The 18,889-nt window shown below is 69.1% G+C and carries 22 protein-coding genes and 1 pseudogene; 14 read left to right on the top strand and 9 right to left on the bottom strand.

The window, feature by feature from the left end:
- Nucleotides 1-54 precede the first annotated feature (54 nt).
- The 5 genes from M1L56_RS08505 to leuA all read left to right on the top strand — a co-directional run bounded on the left by M1L56_RS08505 (nt 55) and on the right by leuA (nt 6,174).
- On the top strand, nt 55-1,254 hold the full coding sequence (locus M1L56_RS08505; RefSeq protein WP_248598890.1) for a histidine kinase: 1,200 nt from the start codon (nt 55-57) through the stop codon (nt 1,252-1,254).
- On the top strand, nt 1,251-1,919 hold the full coding sequence (locus M1L56_RS08500; RefSeq protein WP_308198837.1) for a response regulator transcription factor: 669 nt from the start codon (nt 1,251-1,253) through the stop codon (nt 1,917-1,919). Before M1L56_RS08505 ends, M1L56_RS08500 begins: the two co-directional genes overlap by 4 nt.
- 91 nt (nt 1,920-2,010) lie before the next feature.
- Nucleotides 2,011-2,772, top strand: coding sequence for an ABC transporter ATP-binding protein (locus tag M1L56_RS08495; protein ID WP_248598889.1), 762 nt, complete (start codon nt 2,011-2,013; stop codon nt 2,770-2,772).
- Nucleotides 2,769-4,169 (top strand): ABC transporter permease, encoded by a 1,401-nt coding sequence (locus M1L56_RS08490; RefSeq protein ID WP_248598888.1) that lies wholly within the window; start codon nt 2,769-2,771, stop codon nt 4,167-4,169. Before M1L56_RS08495 ends, M1L56_RS08490 begins: the two co-directional genes overlap by 4 nt.
- Before the next feature lie 229 nt (nt 4,170-4,398).
- Nucleotides 4,399-6,174 carry a 2-isopropylmalate synthase gene (gene leuA, locus M1L56_RS08485; protein WP_248598887.1) on the top strand — a complete coding sequence of 592 codons (1,776 nt, stop codon included), beginning with the start codon at nt 4,399-4,401 and terminating at the stop codon, nt 6,172-6,174.
- Between the two features lie 63 nt (nt 6,175-6,237).
- On the opposite strand, the gene M1L56_RS08480 is transcribed toward leuA, so the two are convergent.
- Nucleotides 6,238-6,897, bottom strand: a complete 660-nt coding sequence (locus M1L56_RS08480) for a trimeric intracellular cation channel family protein (RefSeq protein ID WP_067945436.1) — start codon at nt 6,895-6,897, stop codon at nt 6,238-6,240.
- Nucleotides 6,894-7,685 (bottom strand): NAD(P)H-binding protein, encoded by a 792-nt coding sequence (locus M1L56_RS08475; RefSeq protein WP_248598886.1) that lies wholly within the window; start codon nt 7,683-7,685, stop codon nt 6,894-6,896. Before M1L56_RS08475 ends, M1L56_RS08480 begins: the two co-directional genes overlap by 4 nt.
- Nucleotides 7,686-7,776: 91 nt before the next feature.
- Here M1L56_RS08475 and recO point away from each other — a divergent pair, with 91 nt between their 5' ends.
- From recO to M1L56_RS08460, 3 genes are all read left to right on the top strand, one after another.
- Complete coding sequence (gene recO, locus M1L56_RS08470) at nt 7,777-8,514, top strand: DNA repair protein RecO (protein ID WP_248598885.1); 738 nt, start codon at nt 7,777-7,779, stop codon at nt 8,512-8,514.
- The gene (locus tag M1L56_RS08465; RefSeq protein WP_248598884.1) at nt 8,511-9,326 is read left to right on the top strand and encodes an isoprenyl transferase; all 816 of its coding nucleotides are present in this window, start codon (nt 8,511-8,513) and stop codon (nt 9,324-9,326) included. Before recO ends, M1L56_RS08465 begins: the two co-directional genes overlap by 4 nt.
- 788 nt (nt 9,327-10,114) lie before the next feature.
- A complete protein-coding gene (locus tag M1L56_RS08460; RefSeq protein ID WP_308198840.1) occupies nt 10,115-10,768 on the top strand; it encodes a tyrosine-protein phosphatase in 654 nt (217 codons plus the stop codon).
- A 258-nt stretch (nt 10,769-11,026) separates the two neighbouring features.
- On the opposite strand, the gene M1L56_RS08455 is transcribed toward M1L56_RS08460, so the two are convergent.
- From M1L56_RS08455 to M1L56_RS08445, 3 genes are all read right to left on the bottom strand, one after another.
- Nucleotides 11,027-11,473 (bottom strand): hypothetical protein, encoded by a 447-nt coding sequence (locus M1L56_RS08455; protein ID WP_248598882.1) that lies wholly within the window; start codon nt 11,471-11,473, stop codon nt 11,027-11,029.
- A gap of 108 nt (nt 11,474-11,581) precedes the next feature.
- Nucleotides 11,582-12,283, bottom strand: coding sequence for a potassium channel family protein (locus tag M1L56_RS08450; protein ID WP_248598881.1), 702 nt, complete (start codon nt 12,281-12,283; stop codon nt 11,582-11,584).
- A 44-nt stretch (nt 12,284-12,327) separates the two neighbouring features.
- On the bottom strand, nt 12,328-12,603 hold the full coding sequence (locus M1L56_RS08445; RefSeq protein WP_248598880.1) for a hypothetical protein: 276 nt from the start codon (nt 12,601-12,603) through the stop codon (nt 12,328-12,330).
- Nucleotides 12,604-12,769: 166 nt separating this feature from the next.
- Between M1L56_RS08445 and M1L56_RS08440 the strand changes: the two genes are divergently transcribed.
- Nucleotides 12,770-13,132: a ribonuclease E inhibitor RraB gene (locus tag M1L56_RS08440; RefSeq protein WP_248598879.1), complete on the top strand. Its 363-nt coding sequence runs from the start codon at nt 12,770-12,772 to the stop codon at nt 13,130-13,132.
- A 22-nt stretch (nt 13,133-13,154) separates the two neighbouring features.
- On the opposite strand, the gene M1L56_RS16105 is transcribed toward M1L56_RS08440, so the two are convergent.
- Entirely contained in the window at nt 13,155-13,436 is a 282-nt protein-coding gene (locus tag M1L56_RS16105; RefSeq protein WP_248598977.1) for a hypothetical protein, read from the bottom strand.
- An 81-nt stretch (nt 13,437-13,517) separates the two neighbouring features.
- Nucleotides 13,518-13,670, bottom strand: a pseudogene (locus M1L56_RS16100) (DUF2510 domain-containing protein); the annotation flags it as partial.
- A 157-nt stretch (nt 13,671-13,827) separates the two neighbouring features.
- On the opposite strand from M1L56_RS16100, the gene M1L56_RS08425 reads away from it, so the two are divergent.
- The gene (locus tag M1L56_RS08425; RefSeq protein WP_248598878.1) at nt 13,828-14,484 is read left to right on the top strand and encodes a hypothetical protein; all 657 of its coding nucleotides are present in this window, start codon (nt 13,828-13,830) and stop codon (nt 14,482-14,484) included.
- 58 nt (nt 14,485-14,542) lie between these two features.
- Nucleotides 14,543-15,226, top strand: coding sequence for a class I SAM-dependent methyltransferase (locus tag M1L56_RS08420; RefSeq protein ID WP_308198836.1), 684 nt, complete (start codon nt 14,543-14,545; stop codon nt 15,224-15,226).
- Between the two features lie 85 nt (nt 15,227-15,311).
- On the opposite strand, the gene M1L56_RS08415 is transcribed toward M1L56_RS08420, so the two are convergent.
- Nucleotides 15,312-15,503 carry a hypothetical protein gene (locus M1L56_RS08415; RefSeq protein WP_248598877.1) on the bottom strand — a complete coding sequence of 64 codons (192 nt, stop codon included), beginning with the start codon at nt 15,501-15,503 and terminating at the stop codon, nt 15,312-15,314.
- 111 nt (nt 15,504-15,614) lie between these two features.
- Here M1L56_RS08415 and M1L56_RS08410 point away from each other — a divergent pair, with 111 nt between their 5' ends.
- Nucleotides 15,615-16,784: a hypothetical protein gene (locus M1L56_RS08410; RefSeq protein ID WP_248598876.1), complete on the top strand. Its 1,170-nt coding sequence runs from the start codon at nt 15,615-15,617 to the stop codon at nt 16,782-16,784.
- Nucleotides 16,785-17,427: 643 nt separating this feature from the next.
- On the opposite strand, the gene M1L56_RS08405 is transcribed toward M1L56_RS08410, so the two are convergent.
- On the bottom strand, nt 17,428-17,595 hold the full coding sequence (locus tag M1L56_RS08405) for a hypothetical protein (RefSeq protein ID WP_248598875.1): 168 nt from the start codon (nt 17,593-17,595) through the stop codon (nt 17,428-17,430).
- 132 nt (nt 17,596-17,727) lie between these two features.
- Here M1L56_RS08405 and M1L56_RS08400 point away from each other — a divergent pair, with 132 nt between their 5' ends.
- Complete coding sequence (locus tag M1L56_RS08400) at nt 17,728-17,949, top strand: amphi-Trp domain-containing protein (RefSeq protein ID WP_248598874.1); 222 nt, start codon at nt 17,728-17,730, stop codon at nt 17,947-17,949.
- Nucleotides 17,950-18,084: 135 nt separating this feature from the next.
- On the top strand, nt 18,085-18,747 hold the full coding sequence (locus M1L56_RS08395; protein ID WP_248598873.1) for a DsbA family oxidoreductase: 663 nt from the start codon (nt 18,085-18,087) through the stop codon (nt 18,745-18,747).
- Nucleotides 18,748-18,889: the final 142 nt, after the last annotated feature.

Raw genomic sequence — 18,889 nt, 5'->3', positions numbered from 1 at the left:
TGATTCCGCGGCTCGCGCGCCGGGCGGCGCCCGGCCAGGGCGTACCGTGGATCGGTGAGCAACTCGACGAACCACGCCACGCTCATCGTCGACGGCATCCTCGCCGCCCTGTTCTTCGCGGTGTGCGTGCTCTACGCGTTCGTTGGCGGGTGGCCCGACGTGGTGGTCGTCGTCCTGTTCTCGGCGGCGCTCGCGATCCGGCGGGCGGCGCCGGGCGCATCGCTCGTGGTGGCGTGGGTCGCGGCGTGCGCGCAGATGCTCATGCTGCGCGAGCTTCAGCCGGCGGATGCCGCGGTGTTCGTCGTGGTCTACTCGACCGCGGCGCACGGCTCGAAGGCGGTGCGTTGGTGGGGTCTCGGCTCGGCCGGCGCGGGGGCGGTCATCGCGTCGGCGTACCTCTCGGTGGTGATGCCGCTGGTCAACGGGGTGGGCATCGCGCCGACCACCGACGCGATCGGCCGCATCACGTGGTCCGCGCTGCTCTTCGGTGCCGCGATCACGGGGCTGGTCCTGGCCTGGACGATCGGCCTCCTCGCGCGCACGGTCCGCGACTCCCGCGAGCAGCGCCGCCGGGCAGAGCTCGACCGGCGCGAGCGGGAGCACGCCGAGTACCGCTACGTGGTCGAGCAGGAGCGCACGCGCATCGCCCGCGACATGCACGACGTCGTGGCGCATTCGCTCGCGGTGGTGATCGCGCAGGCCGACGGCGCGCGGTTCGCGGCCCGCACCCGTCCCGAGGCCGCGGTGGATGCGCTGGAGACGATCTCGGGGGTCGCGCGGGGCGCGCTGGGCGATGTGCGGCTGCTGCTCGGCGAGCTCCGGCATCGCGAGGGCGAGTCGCCGCAGCCGGCGCTCGACGACCTCGACGACCTCCTCGAGCAGGTGCGCGGGGCGGGGCTCGACGTGCGTCGCACCGAACGCGGCGAGCGCGTGCCGCTCGGCGCGGGGCACCAGATCGCGGTGTACCGCATCGTGCAGGAGGGGCTCACGAACGCGCTCCGGCACGGCGACACCGCGCAGCCGGTCGACCTCGCCCTCGACTGGAGCCCGGAGGGCGTGGCCGTGCAGGTCGAGAACGCGGTGACGGATGCCGCGCACCCCGGCACCGGTGACGAGCCCGGTCCGGGCCCGAGGCACGGCATCCCGGGCATGCGCGAGCGGGCGGAGCTCGCGGGCGGCACGTTCGCCGCCGAGTCCCTCGAGGACGGTCGGTTCCGCATCACGGCCCGCATCCCCGCGCAGGCCGCGTCGTGAGCGCCATCCGCGTCGCCCTCGTCGACGACCAGGCGCTGTTCCGCGCCGGCATCCGCATGCTCGTCGAGTCGCAGCCCGACCTGGTCTTCGCGGGCGACGCCGCCGACGGCCGGGCGGCGATCGCCCTCGCGGAGCGCAGCCGTCCCGACGTCATGCTCATGGACGTGCGGATGCCGCAGCTCGACGGGATCGCGGCCACCGAGCGCATCCTCGCCGAGGCTGAGCGCGACGGCCGCGTGCCGCCTCGCATCCTCGTGCTCACGACGTTCGACCTCGACGAGAACGCGGCGCGCGCCATTCGTGCCGGGGCGAGCGGATTCGTGCTGAAGGACGCCGAGCCGGAGTTCCTGCTCGCGTCTATCCGAACGGTGCACCGCGGCAACGCGGTGATCGCCGCGAACGCGACCCGGGAGCTCATCGCGAGCGCGTCGCGGGGGAGCGGGCGACGGCCCGCACCGGCGGCGTGGTCGGAGCTGACGGCGCGCGAGCGCGACATCTTCCGCCTCGCGGCCAAGGGGCTCTCGAACGCTGAGATCGCGGCATCCGAGTACCTCGGCGAGACGACCGTGAAGACGCACCTGAGCCGAGTGCTCGGCAAGCTCGGCCTCCGCGACCGCGTGCAGCTCGTCGTGTTCGCGTACGAGCACGACCTGCCGGTCGACTGACGTCCCGGCCCCGAAGGTCACCCGAGCGGATGACGCGGGCGAGCCGATCGGCGGACGCGTGCGCCCCGGTCCCGTCCATAGCGTCGGAGGCATGCAGATCCAACCCTCAGACCTCGGACTCGTCGCCCGCGTCGCCGGACTCGGCAAGCGATACGGCTCCGGTTCGGGCGCCGTCACCGCGCTCGACGACGTGTCGCTCGGCCTCCGCCGCGGCGAGTTCACCGCCGTCATGGGCCCGTCGGGCTCCGGCAAGTCCACCCTGATGCACATCATGGCCGGCCTCGACTCGCCGACGTCGGGTCGCGCCTGGCTCGGCGACACCGACATCACCGAGCTTCCGGATGCCGCGCTCACGGTCCTCCGCCGTCGCCGCGTGGGCTTCGTCTTCCAGTCCTTCAACCTGGTGCCGACGCTCGACGTGGAGGGCAACGTGCTGCTGCCCTTCGAACTGGACGGACGGGCGCCGTCACGTGACGAGCGCGCCGTGATCGACGGGCTCCTCGACCGGCTCGGGCTCGCCTCCCGGCTCCGCCACCGGCCGCATGAGCTCTCGGGCGGGCAGCAGCAGCGCGTCGCGATCGCGCGGGCCCTCGCGACGCGGCCCGACTTGGTGTTCGCCGACGAGCCGACCGGCAACCTCGACTCGCGGACCGGTCGCGAGGTGCTCGCCATCCTCGCCGAGGCGAGCCGGGACTCGGGCCAGTCGATCGCGATGGTCACGCACGACCCGGTGGCCGCCAGCCACGCCGACCGCATCCTCTACCTCGCCGACGGCCGCATCGTGCGCGATGCGACCCGTTCGACGCCCGAGGAGATCGCGACGTACATGCTCGCCATGGAGGCGGCCGCGTGAACCGCCTGAACCTCGCCGACCAGTGGCCCACGTTCACCGTCGCGACCCTCGCGTCGGCGTTCGGGGCGATGCTGCTGCAGGTCACCGGGCTGCTCGGCGCCGCGATCCGCGCGGACGACACGGCCGCGTCATCCGGTACCGCCATGCTCATGCTCGCGATCACCGCCTGGGTGTTCATCGTCATCGCCGTGTACGTGGGCGCTGTCGTGACGTCGAACACGGTGGCGACCGTGGTCGCGGGGCGCACCCGCCTCATCGCGCTGCTGCGGCTCGTCGGGGCCTCGGCCCGGTCGCAGCGTGCCGCGATCGCCCGCGAGGGGCTCGTGGTCGGCACCGCGGGCGCGGTCGCGGGCGTGCTCGTGGGGTCGTTCGCCGCGTGGGGCCTCGGCCGCTGGGCGGTCGTCGCGGACGTGATCCCCGAGACGCCGTACGACTGGGTCAACGTCTGGGTCGCGCCGCCCGCCGCGGTGGTCGCGCTCACGACGTGGCTCGCGGCGTGGGTCGGGTCGCGGCGCGTGCTGTCGGTGCGTCCGGCCGAGGCGCTCGGCGGGGCGAACGAGTCCTCGCATGACGAGCTCCGCACGCGCCGCGGCCGGAACGCGACCGCGATCACCCTGACCGTCGCGGGGGTCGCCCTGCTCGCGCTCGGCGTCCTCGCCGGCCTCGTCACCCCGCTCGGGGTGTTCATCGGGCTCATCGGCGGCATCCTCTCGTTCACCGGGATCGTCCTCGGCGCGCACGTCGTCATGCCGCCCGTGCTGCGCGCGGTGGGCCGGCTGCTCGGCCGGTCGCCGTCGGCGCGACTCGCCGCCGAGAACGCGGTCCGCAACCCCGAACGCAGTTCCCGCATGACGATCGGCCTCGTCATCGGCGTCACGCTCGTGACGATGTTCGCCGTCGCGATGGAGTCGTACCGCGTCCTGATGATCGAGTCGGTCGCCGACCGGCCCGAACTGGTCGCGGGCATCCAGGCGATGGTGGATGCCACGGTCGCGGTCTTCAGCGTCCTCATCGGCTTCAGCGCGCTCATCGCCGCGATCGGCCTGGTGAACACGCTGTCGCTGAGCGTCCTGCAGCGAGGCCGCGAACTGGGCCTCCTGCGCGCGCTCGGCTTCGAGCGCCGGCAGCTGCGGGCCATGGTCGTCGCGGAGGCGGCAGCGCTCACGGCCGCCGCGACGGTGGTCGGCGTCGCGCTGGGCGTGGGGTACGGCTGGGCGGGCGCCCAGTCGCTGCTCGGCGGGGCGACGGGGCAGCCGCTGCTCATCGCGCCGGTCATGCCCTGGCCGGTGCTCGGCCTGGTGGTCGTCGCGGCGGTCGTGCTCACGATCATCGCGTCGGTCGCGCCCGCGCGACGTGCCGCTCGCGTCTCCCCGGTGGAGGCGCTCGCGGTCGGCTGAACGAGGGGGTCGGATGCCGGGTCCTGGGGGGCGGCATCCGACCCCTGCCGCGCGTCCGCGTGCCGCGGCCCGTCACGGGGCTGCGGCTCCGGGCGCGCTGGTGTTAGCCTTGTCGCGTGCTTCACGGCCTGCTTCTCCTTAGCTGCCGCAGCGAGTCCTAGTTCACAGGCCTCCCTCGCTGCGGAGTCTGTCGTCGGCTGAAACCCCCGAAGAGCGAGAAGAGCACCTCATGAAGAACACCCAGAAGCCCTCCGCGATGCCGGTCCATCGGTACCGCCCCTTCCATGAGCAGATCCGCGTCGACCTGCCGGATCGCACGTGGCCGTCCAAGCGGATCGAGAAGGCGCCGCGCTGGTGCGCCGTCGACCTGCGCGACGGTAACCAGGCCCTCATCGACCCGATGAGCCCCGAGCGCAAGCGCATCATGTTCGACCTCCTCGTCCGCATGGGCTACAAGGAGATCGAGGTGGGCTTCCCCTCGGCGAGCCAGACCGACTTCGACTTCGTGCGCAGCCTCATCGAGGAGGACGCGATCCCGGAAGACGTGACCATCCAGGTGCTGACCCAGGCGCGCGACCACCTGATCGAGCGCACGTACGAGTCGATCCGCGGCGCGAAGCAGGCGATCGTGCACCTCTACAACTCGACGAGCGTGCTGCAGCGCGAGGTGGTCTTCCGCACCGACAAGCAGGGCATCATCGACATCGCCCTGCACGGTGCCCGGAAGTGCCGCGAGATGGAGGCGACCGTACCCGGCACGACCGTCTACTACGAGTACTCGCCCGAGAGCTACACGGGCACCGAGCTCGAGTTCGCCGTCGAGGTCTGCAACGCCGTGCTCGAGGTGCTGGAGCCCACGGCCGAGCGGAACGTCATCATCAACCTGCCCGCCACCGTCGAGATGGCCACGCCCAACGTGTACGCCGACTCGATCGAGTGGATGTCGCGGCACCTGGCACACCGCGAGCACGTCATCCTCTCGCTGCACCCGCACAACGACCGCGGCACGGCGATCGCCGCGGCCGAGCTCGGCTACCTGGCCGGCGCCGACCGCATCGAGGGGTGCCTGTTCGGCAACGGCGAGCGCACCGGCAACGTCGACCTCGTCGCGCTGGGCATGAACCTGTTCACGCAGGGCATCGACCCGCAGATCGACTTCTCCGACATGGACGAGATCAAGCGCACCGCCGAGTACTGCAACCAGCTGCCCGTGCACGAGCGCAGCCCGTGGGCGGGCGACCTCGTCTACACCGCCTTCTCGGGATCGCACCAGGACGCGATCAAGAAGGGCTTCGAGGCGATGGAGGCGCGCGCCGCCGAGCGCGGCGGCACCGTCGACGACCTGGCCTGGGCGGTGCCGTACCTGCCGGTCGACCCGAAGGACATCGGCCGCAACTACGAGGCCGTGATCCGCGTCAACTCGCAGTCCGGCAAGGGCGGTGTCGCCTACCTGCTGAAGAGCGACCACGCGCTCGACCTCCCGCGGCGCCTCCAGATCGAGTTCTCGGGCGTCGTGCAGGCGAAGACGGATGCCGAGGGCGGCGAGGTCACGAGCGACGAGATCTGGCGCATCTTCAACGACGAATACCTGCCGGCGCCGCAGGACCGACCCGACGAGAAGTGGGGCCGGTTCGAGCTGCTGTCGCTGCGCACCGAGAGCGACCTCACGGGCGACGTGCGGGTGCGCGTCGGCCTGCGCGACGGCGACGAGCGCGTCGACGCCGACGGGTCGGGCAACGGTCCGGTCGCCGCGTTCCTGTCGGTGCTCGCGGCCGAGGGCGTCGACGTCCGCGTGCTCGATTACAGCGAGCACGCGATGTCGTCGGGCGGCGACGCGATCGCCGCGGCCTACGTCGAGTGCCAGGTCGCCGGCCGCACCCTGTGGGGCGTGGGCATCGACGCGGACATCTCGACCGCGTCGCTCAAGGCCGTCGTCTCCGCGGTCAACCGGGCACTGCGCGCCGCGCGCGTGCGCGAGGAGGCCGAGGCGCCGGCGCTCGCCTGAGCTACCGGGTGGAGCGGGCGGGCGCGGCATCCGTCGCCCCGCCCGCACTCGGTTGCTCGGAGCTCAGCGGCGGCGCCACACCCGCCAGCTCGCGATCGCGCGCTGCTCGGGAAGGCTCCAGCCGAAGCGCACCGACCCGAGGCGGATGACGGTCGTGACGATGACGCACGCGATCGCGGCGACCGTGATGTTCGCGCCGAGGGCGACGAGCACGACGATGAGCACGGTCCCGGCTCCGGCAGCGACCGCGTAGAGCGACCCGACGTGCATGAGCGCGATCGGCAGGTTGAGCGACACGTCGCGGAGGATCGACCCGCCGACCGCGGAGACCACGCCCACGAAGACCGCGGGCACCTCGGGCACGCCGGAGGCGAGCGCCTTGCTCGTGCCGATCGCGGCGAACAGGCCGATGGTCACCGCGTCGAGCGCGATGATGAGCGGGTTCAGCCGGGTGAACAGGCGCAGCAGCGCCATCCCGAGAAGCGCGGCGAGCGTGGCGACGACGAGGTACCAGTTGCTCTGCATGGCCGCGGGCAGCTGGTTCAGCAGGACGTCGCGGAGGAGACCGCCGCCGAGCCCGACCAGGATGCCGATGAGGGCGACCCCGAGCAGGTCGAGCCGGCGGTCCTTCAGGCGCCCGGCGAACATCGCGCCCTGCAGGGCGCCCACGCCGACGGCGGCGAGGTCCGTCCAGAGCGGGATCTCGAACGCGGCCACGTTCACGATGCGGCACCGTCGCGCCCGTGCGGGGCGTCGGATGCGCCGTCGGCGACCGCCGCGAGGTACTGCTCGAACGTGATCCGCCCGTACGGCTCGCCCGGGACCAGGTTGGCGCCCGACGCGAAGGCCGCGAAGCGCGTGCCGGGAAGCCGGAACGGCACCGTCGGGCGCCGGGAGCCGCGCGCCGCGAGGTAGGCCCGGGCGAGGTCGCGCGCGGTGCGCACCTCGGGGCCGCCGATGTCGGGCACGAGCCCCGCGGCATCCGTTTCGACCACCTCGACCAGGCGCCGGGCGACGTCGCCCGCGTCGATCGGCTGGAACGAGAACGACGGCGCGAACACCACGGGGGAGAAGCGCTGCACCGCGAAGAGCGACGCGACGAGGTCGTGGAACTGCGTCGCCCGGAGGATCGCCCAGCGCAGCCGCGATTCCGCCACGAGGCGCTCCGAGGCGCGCTTGCCGCCGTAGTAGCCGAGTGGGATGCGGTCGATTCCGACGATGGACTGGTAGATCAGGCGCGGCCGGCCTGAGCGCTCGGCGAGGCGCACGAGGTTGCGCGTGAGCTCGGTGTCGTCGCGCAGGTTCGTCGCCAGGTGGAGCACGGCGCCGACCCCCTCGAGTGCCGCTTCGACGCCCTCGCCCGCCTCGAGGTCGCCGCGCACCGTGCCGGGCGCGCCGCTGCGGCTGAGCACTCGCACGTCGAATCCGCGGGCGGTGAGCTGCGGGACGACGGCGCGACCGAGCGTGCCGGTCCCGCCGGTGACGAGGATGGGAGCGGACGTCGAGGTCACCCGACCCATTCTGCCGTCCGGCGCGGCCGGATGCGCCGGGTTGCGGCGACGACACGGCGCCGACCTCGGCGGTCGGTGGGAGAATCGACGGGTGCCCGTGTACCGAGATGACGCCGTCGTGCTGCGCACCCACAAGCTGGGCGAAGCCGACCGCATCGTCACGCTGCTCACGCGGCGGCACGGCAAGGTGCGCGCCGTCGCCCGCGGGGTGCGGCGCACCGCGTCGAAGTTCGGGTCGCGGCTCGAACCGTTCATGGTCGCCGACCTGCAGCTCTACGAGGGCCGCACGCTCGACGTGATCACCCAGGCCGAGACGATCGGCTCGTACGGCGCCGAGATCGTCGACGACTACGAGGCCTACACGGCCGCGAACGCGATGGTCGAGACCGCCGACCGCGTCACCGAGGCCGAGGGTTCGACGCAGCAGTACCTGCTGCTCGTCGGTGCGCTGCGTTCGCTCTCGCGGCGCGAACACGGGCCGGCGCTCACCCTCGACTCGTACCTGCTGCGCGCGCTCGCGATCGCCGGCTGGGCGCCGAGCTTCGTCGACTGCGCCCGCTGCGGGCGCCCGGGCCCGCACACCTCGGTCGTCGTGCAGCTCGGCGGGGTCGTGTGCGACGAGTGCGCACCGCCCGGCGCGCCCCGCATCGCGCCCGCGACCGTCGACCTGCTCGGTGCGCTCCTCGCGGGCGACTGGGCGATGGCGGATGCCGCACCCGAACGAGATCGCGCCCAGGCGAGCGGCATCGTCGCGGCGTACACCCAATGGCATCTCGAGCGCGGCCTGCGCTCGCTCTCCCACGTCTCCCGAGGAGCGACCCCCCAGTGACCCCGAAGCCCTACACCCACAAGGATGCGGTGCCCTACCGCCCGCTCGACTGGACCGGGGTCCACCCGCCCGCGTTCCCGAAGGGCGCCGTGCCCGAGCACGTGGCGATCGTCATGGACGGCAACGGCCGCTGGGCGAACCGCCAGGGCCTCACCCGCATCGAGGGGCACAAAGCCGGCGAGGCGGCGCTGCTCGACGTGGTCGCGGGCGCCATCCAGGCCGGGGTGAAGCACCTGTCGGTATACGCGTTCTCGACCGAGAACTGGAAGCGGTCGCCCGACGAGGTGCGCTTCCTCATGGGCTACAACCGCGACGTGCTGCACCGGCGCCGCGACCAGCTCAACGAGTGGGGCGTGCGGATCCGGTGGGCGGGCCGGCGCCCGCGGCTGTGGCGCTCGGTCATCGACGAACTGCAGTACGCCGAGCGGCTCACGGCCGGCAACGACACCATGACGCTCACCATGTGCGTGAACTACGGCGGGCGGAACGAGATCGTCGACGCCGTCCGCTCGATCGCCGACGACGTGGCATCCGGTCGCCTGCGCCCCTCGGCGGTCACCGAGAAGCTCATCCAGAAGCGGCTCTACGTGCCCGACCTGCCCGACGTCGACCTGTTCGTGCGAAGCTCGGGGGAGCAGCGCACCTCGAACTTCCTGCTGTGGCAGTCGGCCTACGCCGAGATGGTCTTCCTCGACACGCTCTGGCCCGACTTCTCGCGCACCGACCTGTGGCATGCGATCGAGCTGTACGCCTCCCGCAACCGCCGCTTCGGCGGGGCCGTCGACCGGCCGGCGGAGGACGTGGGCGCGTAGGGTCGTGCGGCGGTTCGTCTCGCCGGTTGCGACGTCGGTGTCGCGACTGCGGGGCGATCAGCGGGCAGGATTGCGGGCGGGTCTTCCGGGCAGGGGTGCTTCGCGCTGAACCGCGTTGTCACCGCGGGTCGCTCTTCGCGCGCTAGGGACCGGCTACCGGACGGCGGCTTCGCTGGGCGTGGACGGCACCGCCACGATGAGGCACGGGCACCGGGCCTCGGCCTAGGATGATGCGGTGTCTCGCATGCTGCTCGTGCTCTGTCTGGGGTTCGCTCTCGGTGCGCTCGTATGTGCGATCCAGTACGTTCTGATTCGCACTGGACGCTTTCCTCGGAACCCATACATCGGGCTCCCCGGCTACGCTCGCGAGTCCGATGAGGTGTGGGTGCGAGCGCATAAGGCGGCACTGCCGTGGATCGGTCGCGCCGGCCTCGTTGCTACGGTCACGGCCGCCATCGGGGGGTTTGGCTTAGCGGTTGGTGCCGGCATCGAGGCATGGGACCCATTGAGCGTCGCCTGCGGTATCAGCGGCGCGGTGGCCGCAGGACTCTATCTGTTCGGTGCGAATGGCGCTGCGGACGAGGCCACGAAACGGATGACCAGACGTCGGTGAGCTCGGCTGACCGCTAAGGGATCGTCCATGCGTCGCCGGCGGACCGGCTCTCGGGCGGTGCGCAGCCTGTGGTGACCCAGAGGGGGTCCGCTCTGCCCGCTTCGGCTGGGTGGTCGAGGTAGCTTTGCGAAGGTGACGCGTCGTATGGAGTGGGCCGAGCTGCCCAACGTTTGGGATCTCGGGGGGGCTTAGTGGGAGGTTCGGCACCACTCGCCCGGGCCGTGTCTACCGCTCCGCGCACCTCGACGGCATGGACGGCGCCGGCAGGGCGCACCTACTCGCAGCGGGAGTCCGCACGATCATCGACCTGCGCAACGCCGACGAAGTGGGAGCCGCAGTCGATTCGTCCTTCATTCGTCGGCACCGGCCGGTCGAAGACCAGTCCAACGCCGCGTTCATGGCGCGATGGCCCGCACTCGATTCGCCTGGCTATTATTCCGAGGCGCTCGAACGCTGGCCCGAGTTGATCGTCGCCGTGTTCGCCGACCTTGCCGACGCCGATGGCGCCGTGATCGTTCACTGCGCTGCGGGCCGCGACCGCACCGGCATGATCGCCGCGATGCTGCTGCAACTGTGCGGGATCGATGAGGAGGAGATCATCGATGACTACTTCGGCGCGGTACGAGCGATGAATGACCACCCCCTCGCCGCCGGCAGTGCCGGCATCGTCGACGCGGTCAACTCGACTGAGTTTGCCGTACTCAACGACCGGCGTGAGCGCGAACTTCGCGAGTTTCTTGCCGACCTCGACGTCGCTGGCTACCTCACGGACAACGGGCTCGACGATCACAGTGTCGAGCGCGTGCAGTCACGGCTACTCCGCGGGTGAGCCCGGTTCTCGACTCGATCGGCAACTTCAGTAGGGGAACCCGTCAGGACTGGCGCTTGCGGCTTCTGACCCACATTGCCAAACCCACGACCCCTGCCGCCGCGACTGCGGCGCCTCCCAAGACCAGGGTGTTCCACACGACGAACGAATCCACGCTTGGCGGTCTCACGCGCGGAGCGCGAGCGCAACGATCCTCGCGACGGCCCGCTGAGGGATCCCCGGCGGTCGCGAGGCGGCGCGACTCTGATCGCCGCCGTTCTAACGGCGGGCGGGCCGTCTCGGCTCGATGAGTCCTCGTCGGCTCCGGCGTTCGCGCTGCGCAGCCCGGCCGTACTCCCGTGCCGACGGGAGCCACAGCAGCACCGCGCCGACCGACGCAGCGACCGCGCCGGCGATGAAGGTCAAGGTCGCATCGACGACGCCCATCATCGTCAAGATTGCGAAGCCCGTCGCGACGAACAAGGGCCACCGATGTCCTCGAAAGACGAAGAAGGCGCACAGCAGCGGGACTGATATCGCCACGACGGAGAACACGGAGAAGAGGATGACGGTCAGAATCACCGCTGTCAGGGGATAGCCCGCGTACTGAGACAGGTAGAAGACGGGTATTGCGTTGATGAAGAAGAGACCCGCTGACGTGATCAGTGCCATGGCGCCGGCCATCACGCTCACCGGCGCTCGGTCGAACAGAAGCTTCTTCCCCACCAACGTTCCTCTCACCCGCGCCCACCGCCGGTGTCTCGATTGTGGACTAAACGGCCAGCCCAGCGCCTGAGAAGTTAGCTGCCCGATGAGGGATCGGCCGAGATGAAGTCAGCCGCGGGTGAGCTCTTCTCGAAGAGCGCGGATCTCTGCTGTGAGCAGGTCCATCTCAACTCTCGTGGCAGCTTGGTCGTTGCTCGTGGACTGGCCCACCTTCTCAACGATCCAGGACGCCAGGGTCGCCGTGACCACACCAATCAGGGCAATTCCGCCGATCATCACCCCGACCGCGATGAACTGACCTGTCGGCGTCACGGGGAAGTAGTCTCCGTAACCAACCGTCGTGATGGTCACGAACGCCCACCACAGTCCATCTCCGATCGTCTGGATCGACCCATCCTGACCGCGCTCCGCATCGAGGACGGCAACGGCAGCGACCCAGACCAGCAGCAGCGATGCGCCGATGACGTAGAGGATCACCCGACCACGGAACGCTGCGCCGGCCGTGCGCTGGAGCACGGCGAGGAGAGTTACCAGACGGAGCAGCCGAAGTGGTCGAAGCATCGGGAGGACCACGATTGCAAGGTCGAACAGATGGGTGGAGAACCAACGCCACCGATGCGCGGCGAGCCACAGGTTGACGACGTAATCGATGACGAACAGCCCCCAGGTGACCCAGATGACTGCCTCAGCGACGTCCGCGGCGGTGCCGGTGAGTTCGCCGATCACTTGCCACGAGTACGCGACGAGGAATGCCATGGCGGCGATCGCAAGCGGCCAATCGACGAGCTTCTGCCAACGTTGCTGATCCATGGCGGCCAGCCTATGGTGGGGCACCAGTCGCACTGAGGGATCGGCTACTCGGCCCCGCGACGGCGACGGCCGAGGGCGAAGCCAACGACGGCAGCGAGTCCGATGAGGCCCACGATCGCCAGGACCCCGCCGACAATGGCTGCCTGCGTCAGGACGATGAACCCGCCGGGGACGAACACCGCGTCGGAAAGCGGCTGGTAGGCGAACCATCCGAAGGACGCTGATGCCTGAGGCGCAAGGAGGATCACCAGCACACCGGTGACTACGAGAACGCCCGAAAGGATGAGCGCGACGAGTAGCGACGCCGGCATTCGATGCATGGCGCCACACTACTGAGCACGCCGCCTGCACGCTCGCAGTGAGGGATCGTCCGAGTACGGAGGTCTCGACCTAAGAACCGCGTTTTGCGGGTGAACGGCTCTTCGCGCCGCCCGCGTCGAGCTCGCCGATTCGAGTTTCCCGCTCTGAAGGACCGATACTTCACCCATGGGTTGGTTCGGAAAGAAGAAGCCTGCGCTGCCGTCCTCCGGGCATGCGGGCGATGACATGGTGATGCATCAACTGGTCAAGCACGGTGCCGACTTGACGGAGCCCCGACACTGGGTGCATTACCTGTACTTCGCCGACGAAGCCGCAGCTCGAGAGGCCGCCACTGCGATCTCCGCCGCCGGATGGGAACTGCAACTCATGGATCGAGCCGCCTCCGAAGATGGCAGCTGGGTCGTTGTCCCCGAACGACACGACGTCATCCTGGACACAGACAGCGTTCGCGAGGCTCGCATGTTCTTCGAGGGAATCGTTGCAGTTCATCCTCAAGCCGAGTACGACGGGTGGGAGGCAAGCATCTAGCACGCCGCCCGCTAAGGGATCGTCAGATGTTCGCGATGGTGATCATGACGGCGACACTGATGAGTGCGAGCAGTCCCGGCACTGCGAAGAGGCTGATGCCTCCGACCAGGCCGAGAAGGGCATTGCCGCGTCCCACGCCGTTCACCTGCCGTGACCGACTCAGTCCGATCGCGCCGAACACGATTGTGAGAGCGGTGAGTATCAGAGCCGGCAGAGCTCCGAGCCAGGCGAGGATGACGCCGACGGTCTGCAGCTCGTAGCTGGGGAAGAGGGTCAGAGTGATCGGGATGATCCAGAAGAGCACGACCACGATCAGAGCCCAGGAGAAGACCTTCCGTGCACGTTGCGCGAAGGGGTTCGCCGATTCCTCCGCGGTCGGCTTGGGTCGGAATGCGTCGTCTGACCATCGAGTGCCGTCCCACCAGCGGAGTAGGTCCGTGGACTCCGGGTCTTCGTACCATCCAGGTCCTGCCGACCGGCCGAGCTGATCCGTCAAGCCATTACTCCTCTCGTCCCCGATGACCCTATCCGTGCGCACGGCGGATGAATTCCATCGAGCAAGTCGCGCTAAGGGATCGTCCGTGCGCCGAAGTGGGCTCCGACGCTCTTGGCTGCGCTTGTCAGCGGATGTCCGCTCGGTGATGCTTCGAATACTCTGAGTCAGGTCGACGGATGGAGTTGCCGGGCGTGGTGCGATGCTGAGCGTGAGACGGCGAGCCGGCCTGTCGCCGAAGCGTCGCCTCGGAGCGCTCTACCTCGCGATCATCTCGGTGATCGTGATCATCGCTGGGGTGACGGTCGGCTCACGATCAGGGCCGGTGAATGGGATCTTGGCAGCGACTGCCACGCTGATGCTGCCGCTGCTGATGACGCCGCTCTGGTTGGTATCGTTCGCGATCGGCCGTTCGAGGCTTCGCCGGCTCCGCGACGCATCCGATCTCGCGGCTGACTGTCTCGCCGTGCGCACGACCGCGGACTTCTCGTCGTTTCCGCCGTCTGAGCGGCGTACGTTCGACACGTACGTTCGGCCCTGGACGACGTACCAGTTGCTGACGCTGACGCCCGAGGCGATGGAGCTTCGGACCTTTCCCCGCATGGGATGGTCCGGCGGAGCACGGTTGCGGTTCGACCGGGTCGCCACGGTCGACGTCGGCAGCGCCGACTTCGGTGACTTTCGGGAGCGCGCGATCATCGTGTCGGGCACCGAGCGCGGCCGAGAGTACGCCATCGGGATCGTGCCGGTGAGGGAGCAGTCGCTGCTCATCGTTCCCGCCAGCGACCGGCAGTTCCGAGACCTCGCCGATGAGGTCGTCACCGCGGCGGAAGCGACCGTGGCGCTCCGCCGCTCGTAGCGGAGCCCCACGATGATGCCTCGATGGCGCGCTTGCAGATCGCGCTGGGGGATCGTCGGTGAGTCTGAGCGAGGGCATGATCGAGGGCGGCGCAGCCTCCTCCTCGCAATCGGTCGATACGCTCAGGGCGATGACCGATGTGGCCCAGGCGTACTCCCGCCGCGCCGCCGAGTACACGGACCGTCTCGGATCGATGGATGCCGTCCACCCGGCCGATCGGCAGCTCATCGACAGCTGGGCTGAGATGGTAAGCGGCCCGGTGCTCGACGCGGGGTGTGGGCCTGGGCACTGGACGAAACACATCGCCGACCGCAGCCTGGACGTCTGCGGCATCGATATCGTTCCGGCCTTCATCGAGCACGCTCGCTCGACCTACCCCGGGATCCGGTTCGACCTCGGGAGCATCGACCACCTCGAAGCACCTGACGACCACTTCGGGGGCGTGCTCTCCTGGTACTCGACGATTCACCACCATCCGTCGCGCATCTCGATACCGATCGGCGAGTTCGCGCGTGTGCTGCGTCCGGGTGGAGCTTTGGTGCTGGGCTTCTTCGATGGCTCGACGACCGATGAGATCGACCACGCTGTCGCACCTGCGTACCGGTGGCCGGCATCCGCGCTGCACGAAGTCTTGGAAACAAACGGCTTCGAAGTCCTTGAGACCTATCGGCGAACCGGGCGAGGACATCGGCCTCACGGCGCCATCCTCTGCCAGCAGAACGTCGACGCCCCGCAGATCTGATCCCGGCCTCGACCCTGCCACCCTACGTCGGCCGCACCGCTGAGGGATCGTGCGTGCTCAGCGACGCTAGGCGCGCGACGTCAGGTCAGGGGATGGCGCCCTTGCCGGCATCCCGGGCAGCACCGGCTCCATACGCGCGGGCCTGCGCCTCAGCGTGCGATGCGTCCGCAGCGTGATCCAATCCCTGGGAGTTTCGACGGTCCCGGACCGTCAGGATCCAGATGAGCCCGCCAAGGAGAGCGATCCCGACCACTATGGCGATGATGACGATCTCCATCGACGCTCCATTCGCTTTCGGTCAAGCTAGCACCGCAGGCCAATCGAGGGATGCTAGTGAGTCCGAAGCGGACGCGCTCGCTGCTCCAGGGAGAAACCGAGGAACGCACCGATGATCGATAATGATCTGCCCGACCCGGCGATCATCGACCTCGACGCGCCACTGCCGCGCATGGGTGACGTTGTTCAGGCAGTTCGCTCCTCGCACACGCTGGTAATCCAAGGCGGCACGACCGACCGAGCGTTCGATCTCCTCGATGTTGCCCCAGCGGTCCGTGAAGCTCGTGAGCTGGTGCTGTCGCCACGTGGTCCGGTTCTGAACATCGGTCCGGCGCTACGCGACTCGGATGTGAAGGTCTTTGTCGCACGCAACGGCGTACCCGGGCGCGGCGAGCAAGATCTCAGTGGTCTACACATTGAAGAGTTCGAGGGAACGCCCACGCCGACGATCAGATCGATTCTGGGATCCCCAACTCTGCGCCAGGTCACATTGTTGAATGCCGGCCGAACGAGGCTCCCTCCTCTCGGACCGAACGTCACCTCCGTCATCACGTGGGAAAGCCCCGCGCTCCACGCGTTACCCACCCTGGCCAATCCAGGTTCTCTCCGCCACCTCATCATCAGACCCACGTCACGATTCGACCTGCGAAGCCTCGAGCCGTGCGTCAACCTCGAAGATGCTGCATTCCTCGCGGTCCGGAACCTCGAATCGTTGCATGCGCTCGCCGCGCTTCGTTCCCTGCGCCGCCTGTTCATTGACGAATGCGGTTCGCAGGACGACTGGACACACCTGTTGTCCTCGCGCGCGACTGACGTACGCATCCTGGAGGGCCCGCGCCTCGCCGACGACTTCCTCGGTGAGGCCCGTCGACGAGGATGGACGGTTGACCTGCGCGACGGACGGCATCCGAAGGAGGAAGGCACCATCCACGCCGGAAGTGGATTCGACATTGTCACGTCGACCGACGGAACATGGTCGGTGATCCTCCGGGACTTCGGGACCATCGAGGACGCCATGGCAGGTTCGTTCGACGCCGATGTGAACGGCCATACCGTCCTCGCGGCGCTGCGGACGTGGTTCGCATCGACAGTTCCCGCAGTTGCCCGCAGTGCGAACTTCGATGCCGAGGCCGACGAACTCGTCGTCACCTCACCGACTGAACGCGACGCTCGAGCGCTGATGGATTCAGCGGCAACGCTGCTCGCCGATCGGGTAATGCTGACGCGATTAATGGCGAATGCGAGCTCCGCGGTCTACGACGAGAACGACGGTCGGGGCTGACCCATCGCCCTCGGTGACGGCCCACATGGCGAGCAGATGGAGCTTTCGCCGTCTCGGAGTTCGTCGGTGACGCGAGGCACGGTAGGTGCCATGGCGTCTCGACCGGTTCAGGATTGGACCGGACCGTCTGGTACCTCCCACGAGTACTCCTGCGGCCAACTGCTGGGGATTTTGCCCGTGGTCTGGCGGTATAGACGGACGTCTTCGGCAACGCGAACGGTCAACGTGCGGTATGCGGGTGACCATGAGACCCCGAACATCCAGGTCACCGGGTTGATCAGGTCGAGTGCGAGCCGCCACGCCGGCGGCAGCACGACGTGACGCATTGTCATCCCGGTGCTCGTCCGTTCCCCTCGAGAGCCCATCCGTCGTTCATTCGACGCATCATCTCCCGGCGCGCAGAGCTGGTTCGGCGGAGCGAGGCACCGAACCATCATGCCGGGCGATTTTCAGTGTGGTTCGTACTTGCGTCGCTGCCGGACCGGTCCGCCCACGGCGAGGAGTCAGGGTGATGGTCGACATGGCGCTCGCGCAGATAGCGACACTTCTCGCTGCCATTGCGGTGATCGCGATCGCAGCCCGACGCGCACGCAGGCTCGAGCCTCGAGCGATCTCATCCTGACACCCGCTCGCCGACAGATCGTCAGTGGCTGTGTCGATCGGCTCGTTGCTTCGCGCGCTCGAGTTCGAGCAGCGCCTCCGTTGCTGCTGCAGTTCGTTCGGTCGAGTCCCGGATGACACGGAGTGAACCGGTGAGGCTGATGAGACCGAGCACGAAGATCACAAGCACGCCAGCCAGAAGTAGATCCATTCAGCCGACGGTACCGTCGGTGCGAGCTTCGATCCAGGCAGTCTCGAGCGCGTGCGGTCGCGCCTGCACGACGCTGGTGCTCGATGGCCGCAGGTCGCTACGGTCGAGAACACATCACCACGGGGAGACGCCATGGACCTGTTCGAGATCGACGACACGCGACGCATGAGCCGCGAAGAGGCAGCTGCCAGGCTCCGCGCACTCGCCGACGCGCTCGCGAAGAACAACTCGGTCGAATTCGAGCGCGCGGGGCGGCGGATCACCGTGCGCGTCCCCGACCAGGTGGACCTCAAGGTCGAGGTGGAGCTCGGCGAAGATGGCGACAACGAGCTGGAGATCGAGCTCACCTGGTGATCGCGGGCTGTCCGCGGACGAGTCGCGACGATCAGGGTCGAAGGGGGCTCGCCCGAACGGCCTCCGAGTCAGCCCGGCACGCCGATGGGTGCCGCCGCGGGAATACGCCGGATGCGGCATCCGTTGGCCCACAGCGTGACGAGCCCCATCAAGATCGACATCTGGTCCGACATCGCGTGCCCGTGGTGCTACATCGGCAAGCGCCACCTCGAGAGCGGGATCGCCGCGCTCGGTGACGCCGCACCCGCCGTGGAGATCGAGTACCACTCGTACGAGCTGTCGCCCGACACGCCCGTGGACTACGCGGGCTCGACGGTGGACTTCCTCGCCCACCGGAAGGGGATGCCGGTCGAGCAGGTCGAGCAGATGCTCGAGCGCGTCACCGGCATCGCCGCGCAGGCGGGGCTCTCGTACGACTTCGACGCGGTCGTGCACACGAAGACGCTGAAGGCGCACGAGCTGCTGCACTTCGCCAAGGAGCACGGACTGCAGCTCGAGCTGTCCGAGCGCCTCTTCCGCGCCTACTTCACCGAGGGGCGTCACGTGGGGCGCATCGACGAGCTCGTGGAGCTCGCCGTCGAGGTCGGACTCGACGCGGATGCCGCGCGCGAGGCGCTCGAGTCGGGCCGCTACGGCTCCGACGTGCAGGCCGACATCGCGCAGGCGGGTGCGTACGGCATCCAGGGGGTGCCGTTCTTCGTGTTCGACGGCAAGTACGGCGTGTCCGGTGCACAGCCCGCCGAAGTGTTCTCGCAGGTGCTGACGCAGGTCGCGGGCGAGCGCGAGGCCGCGGCGTGAGCGGTCGCGAGACGGATGCCGCGCCGGCGCCGTTCACCATGCTCGGTGGTGAGGGCGTCGTGTGCGAGGGCGACGTGTGCGCCGTGCCGGAGGCGTCGGGGGAGTAGGTCTCGGCTCCGCCTGCGCCCGCGCGAGAGGACGC

This window comes from Agromyces sp. C10 (assembly GCF_023217995.1).
In the GTDB taxonomy this organism is placed as follows: Bacteria; Actinomycetota; Actinomycetes; order Actinomycetales; family Microbacteriaceae; genus Agromyces; species Agromyces indicus.
The sequence above is the reverse complement of the archived record's forward strand: the minus strand, read 5'-3'. Positions and strand labels throughout refer to the sequence as shown.

Bases quoted from the DNA above. Each gene is read 5' to 3' on its own strand.
- M1L56_RS08495 (WP_248598889.1), top strand. From the start codon at position 2,011: ATGCAGATCCAACCCTCAGACCTCGGACTCGTCGCCCGCGTCGCCGGA.
- leuA (WP_248598887.1), top strand. From the start codon at position 4,399: ATGAAGAACACCCAGAAGCCCTCCGCGATGCCGGTCCATCGGTACCGC.
- M1L56_RS08450 (WP_248598881.1), bottom strand. From the start codon at position 12,283: ATGGATCAGCAACGTTGGCAGAAGCTCGTCGATTGGCCGCTTGCGATC.
- M1L56_RS08445 (WP_248598880.1), bottom strand. From the start codon at position 12,603: ATGCATCGAATGCCGGCGTCGCTACTCGTCGCGCTCATCCTTTCGGGC.
- M1L56_RS08440 (WP_248598879.1), top strand. From the start codon at position 12,770: ATGGGTTGGTTCGGAAAGAAGAAGCCTGCGCTGCCGTCCTCCGGGCAT.
- M1L56_RS08425 (WP_248598878.1), top strand. From the start codon at position 13,828: ATGCTGAGCGTGAGACGGCGAGCCGGCCTGTCGCCGAAGCGTCGCCTC.
- M1L56_RS08415 (WP_248598877.1), bottom strand. From the start codon at position 15,503: ATGGAGATCGTCATCATCGCCATAGTGGTCGGGATCGCTCTCCTTGGC.
- M1L56_RS08410 (WP_248598876.1), top strand. From the start codon at position 15,615: ATGATCGATAATGATCTGCCCGACCCGGCGATCATCGACCTCGACGCG.
- M1L56_RS08405 (WP_248598875.1), bottom strand. From the start codon at position 17,595: ATGGATCTACTTCTGGCTGGCGTGCTTGTGATCTTCGTGCTCGGTCTC.
- M1L56_RS08400 (WP_248598874.1), top strand. From the start codon at position 17,728: ATGGACCTGTTCGAGATCGACGACACGCGACGCATGAGCCGCGAAGAG.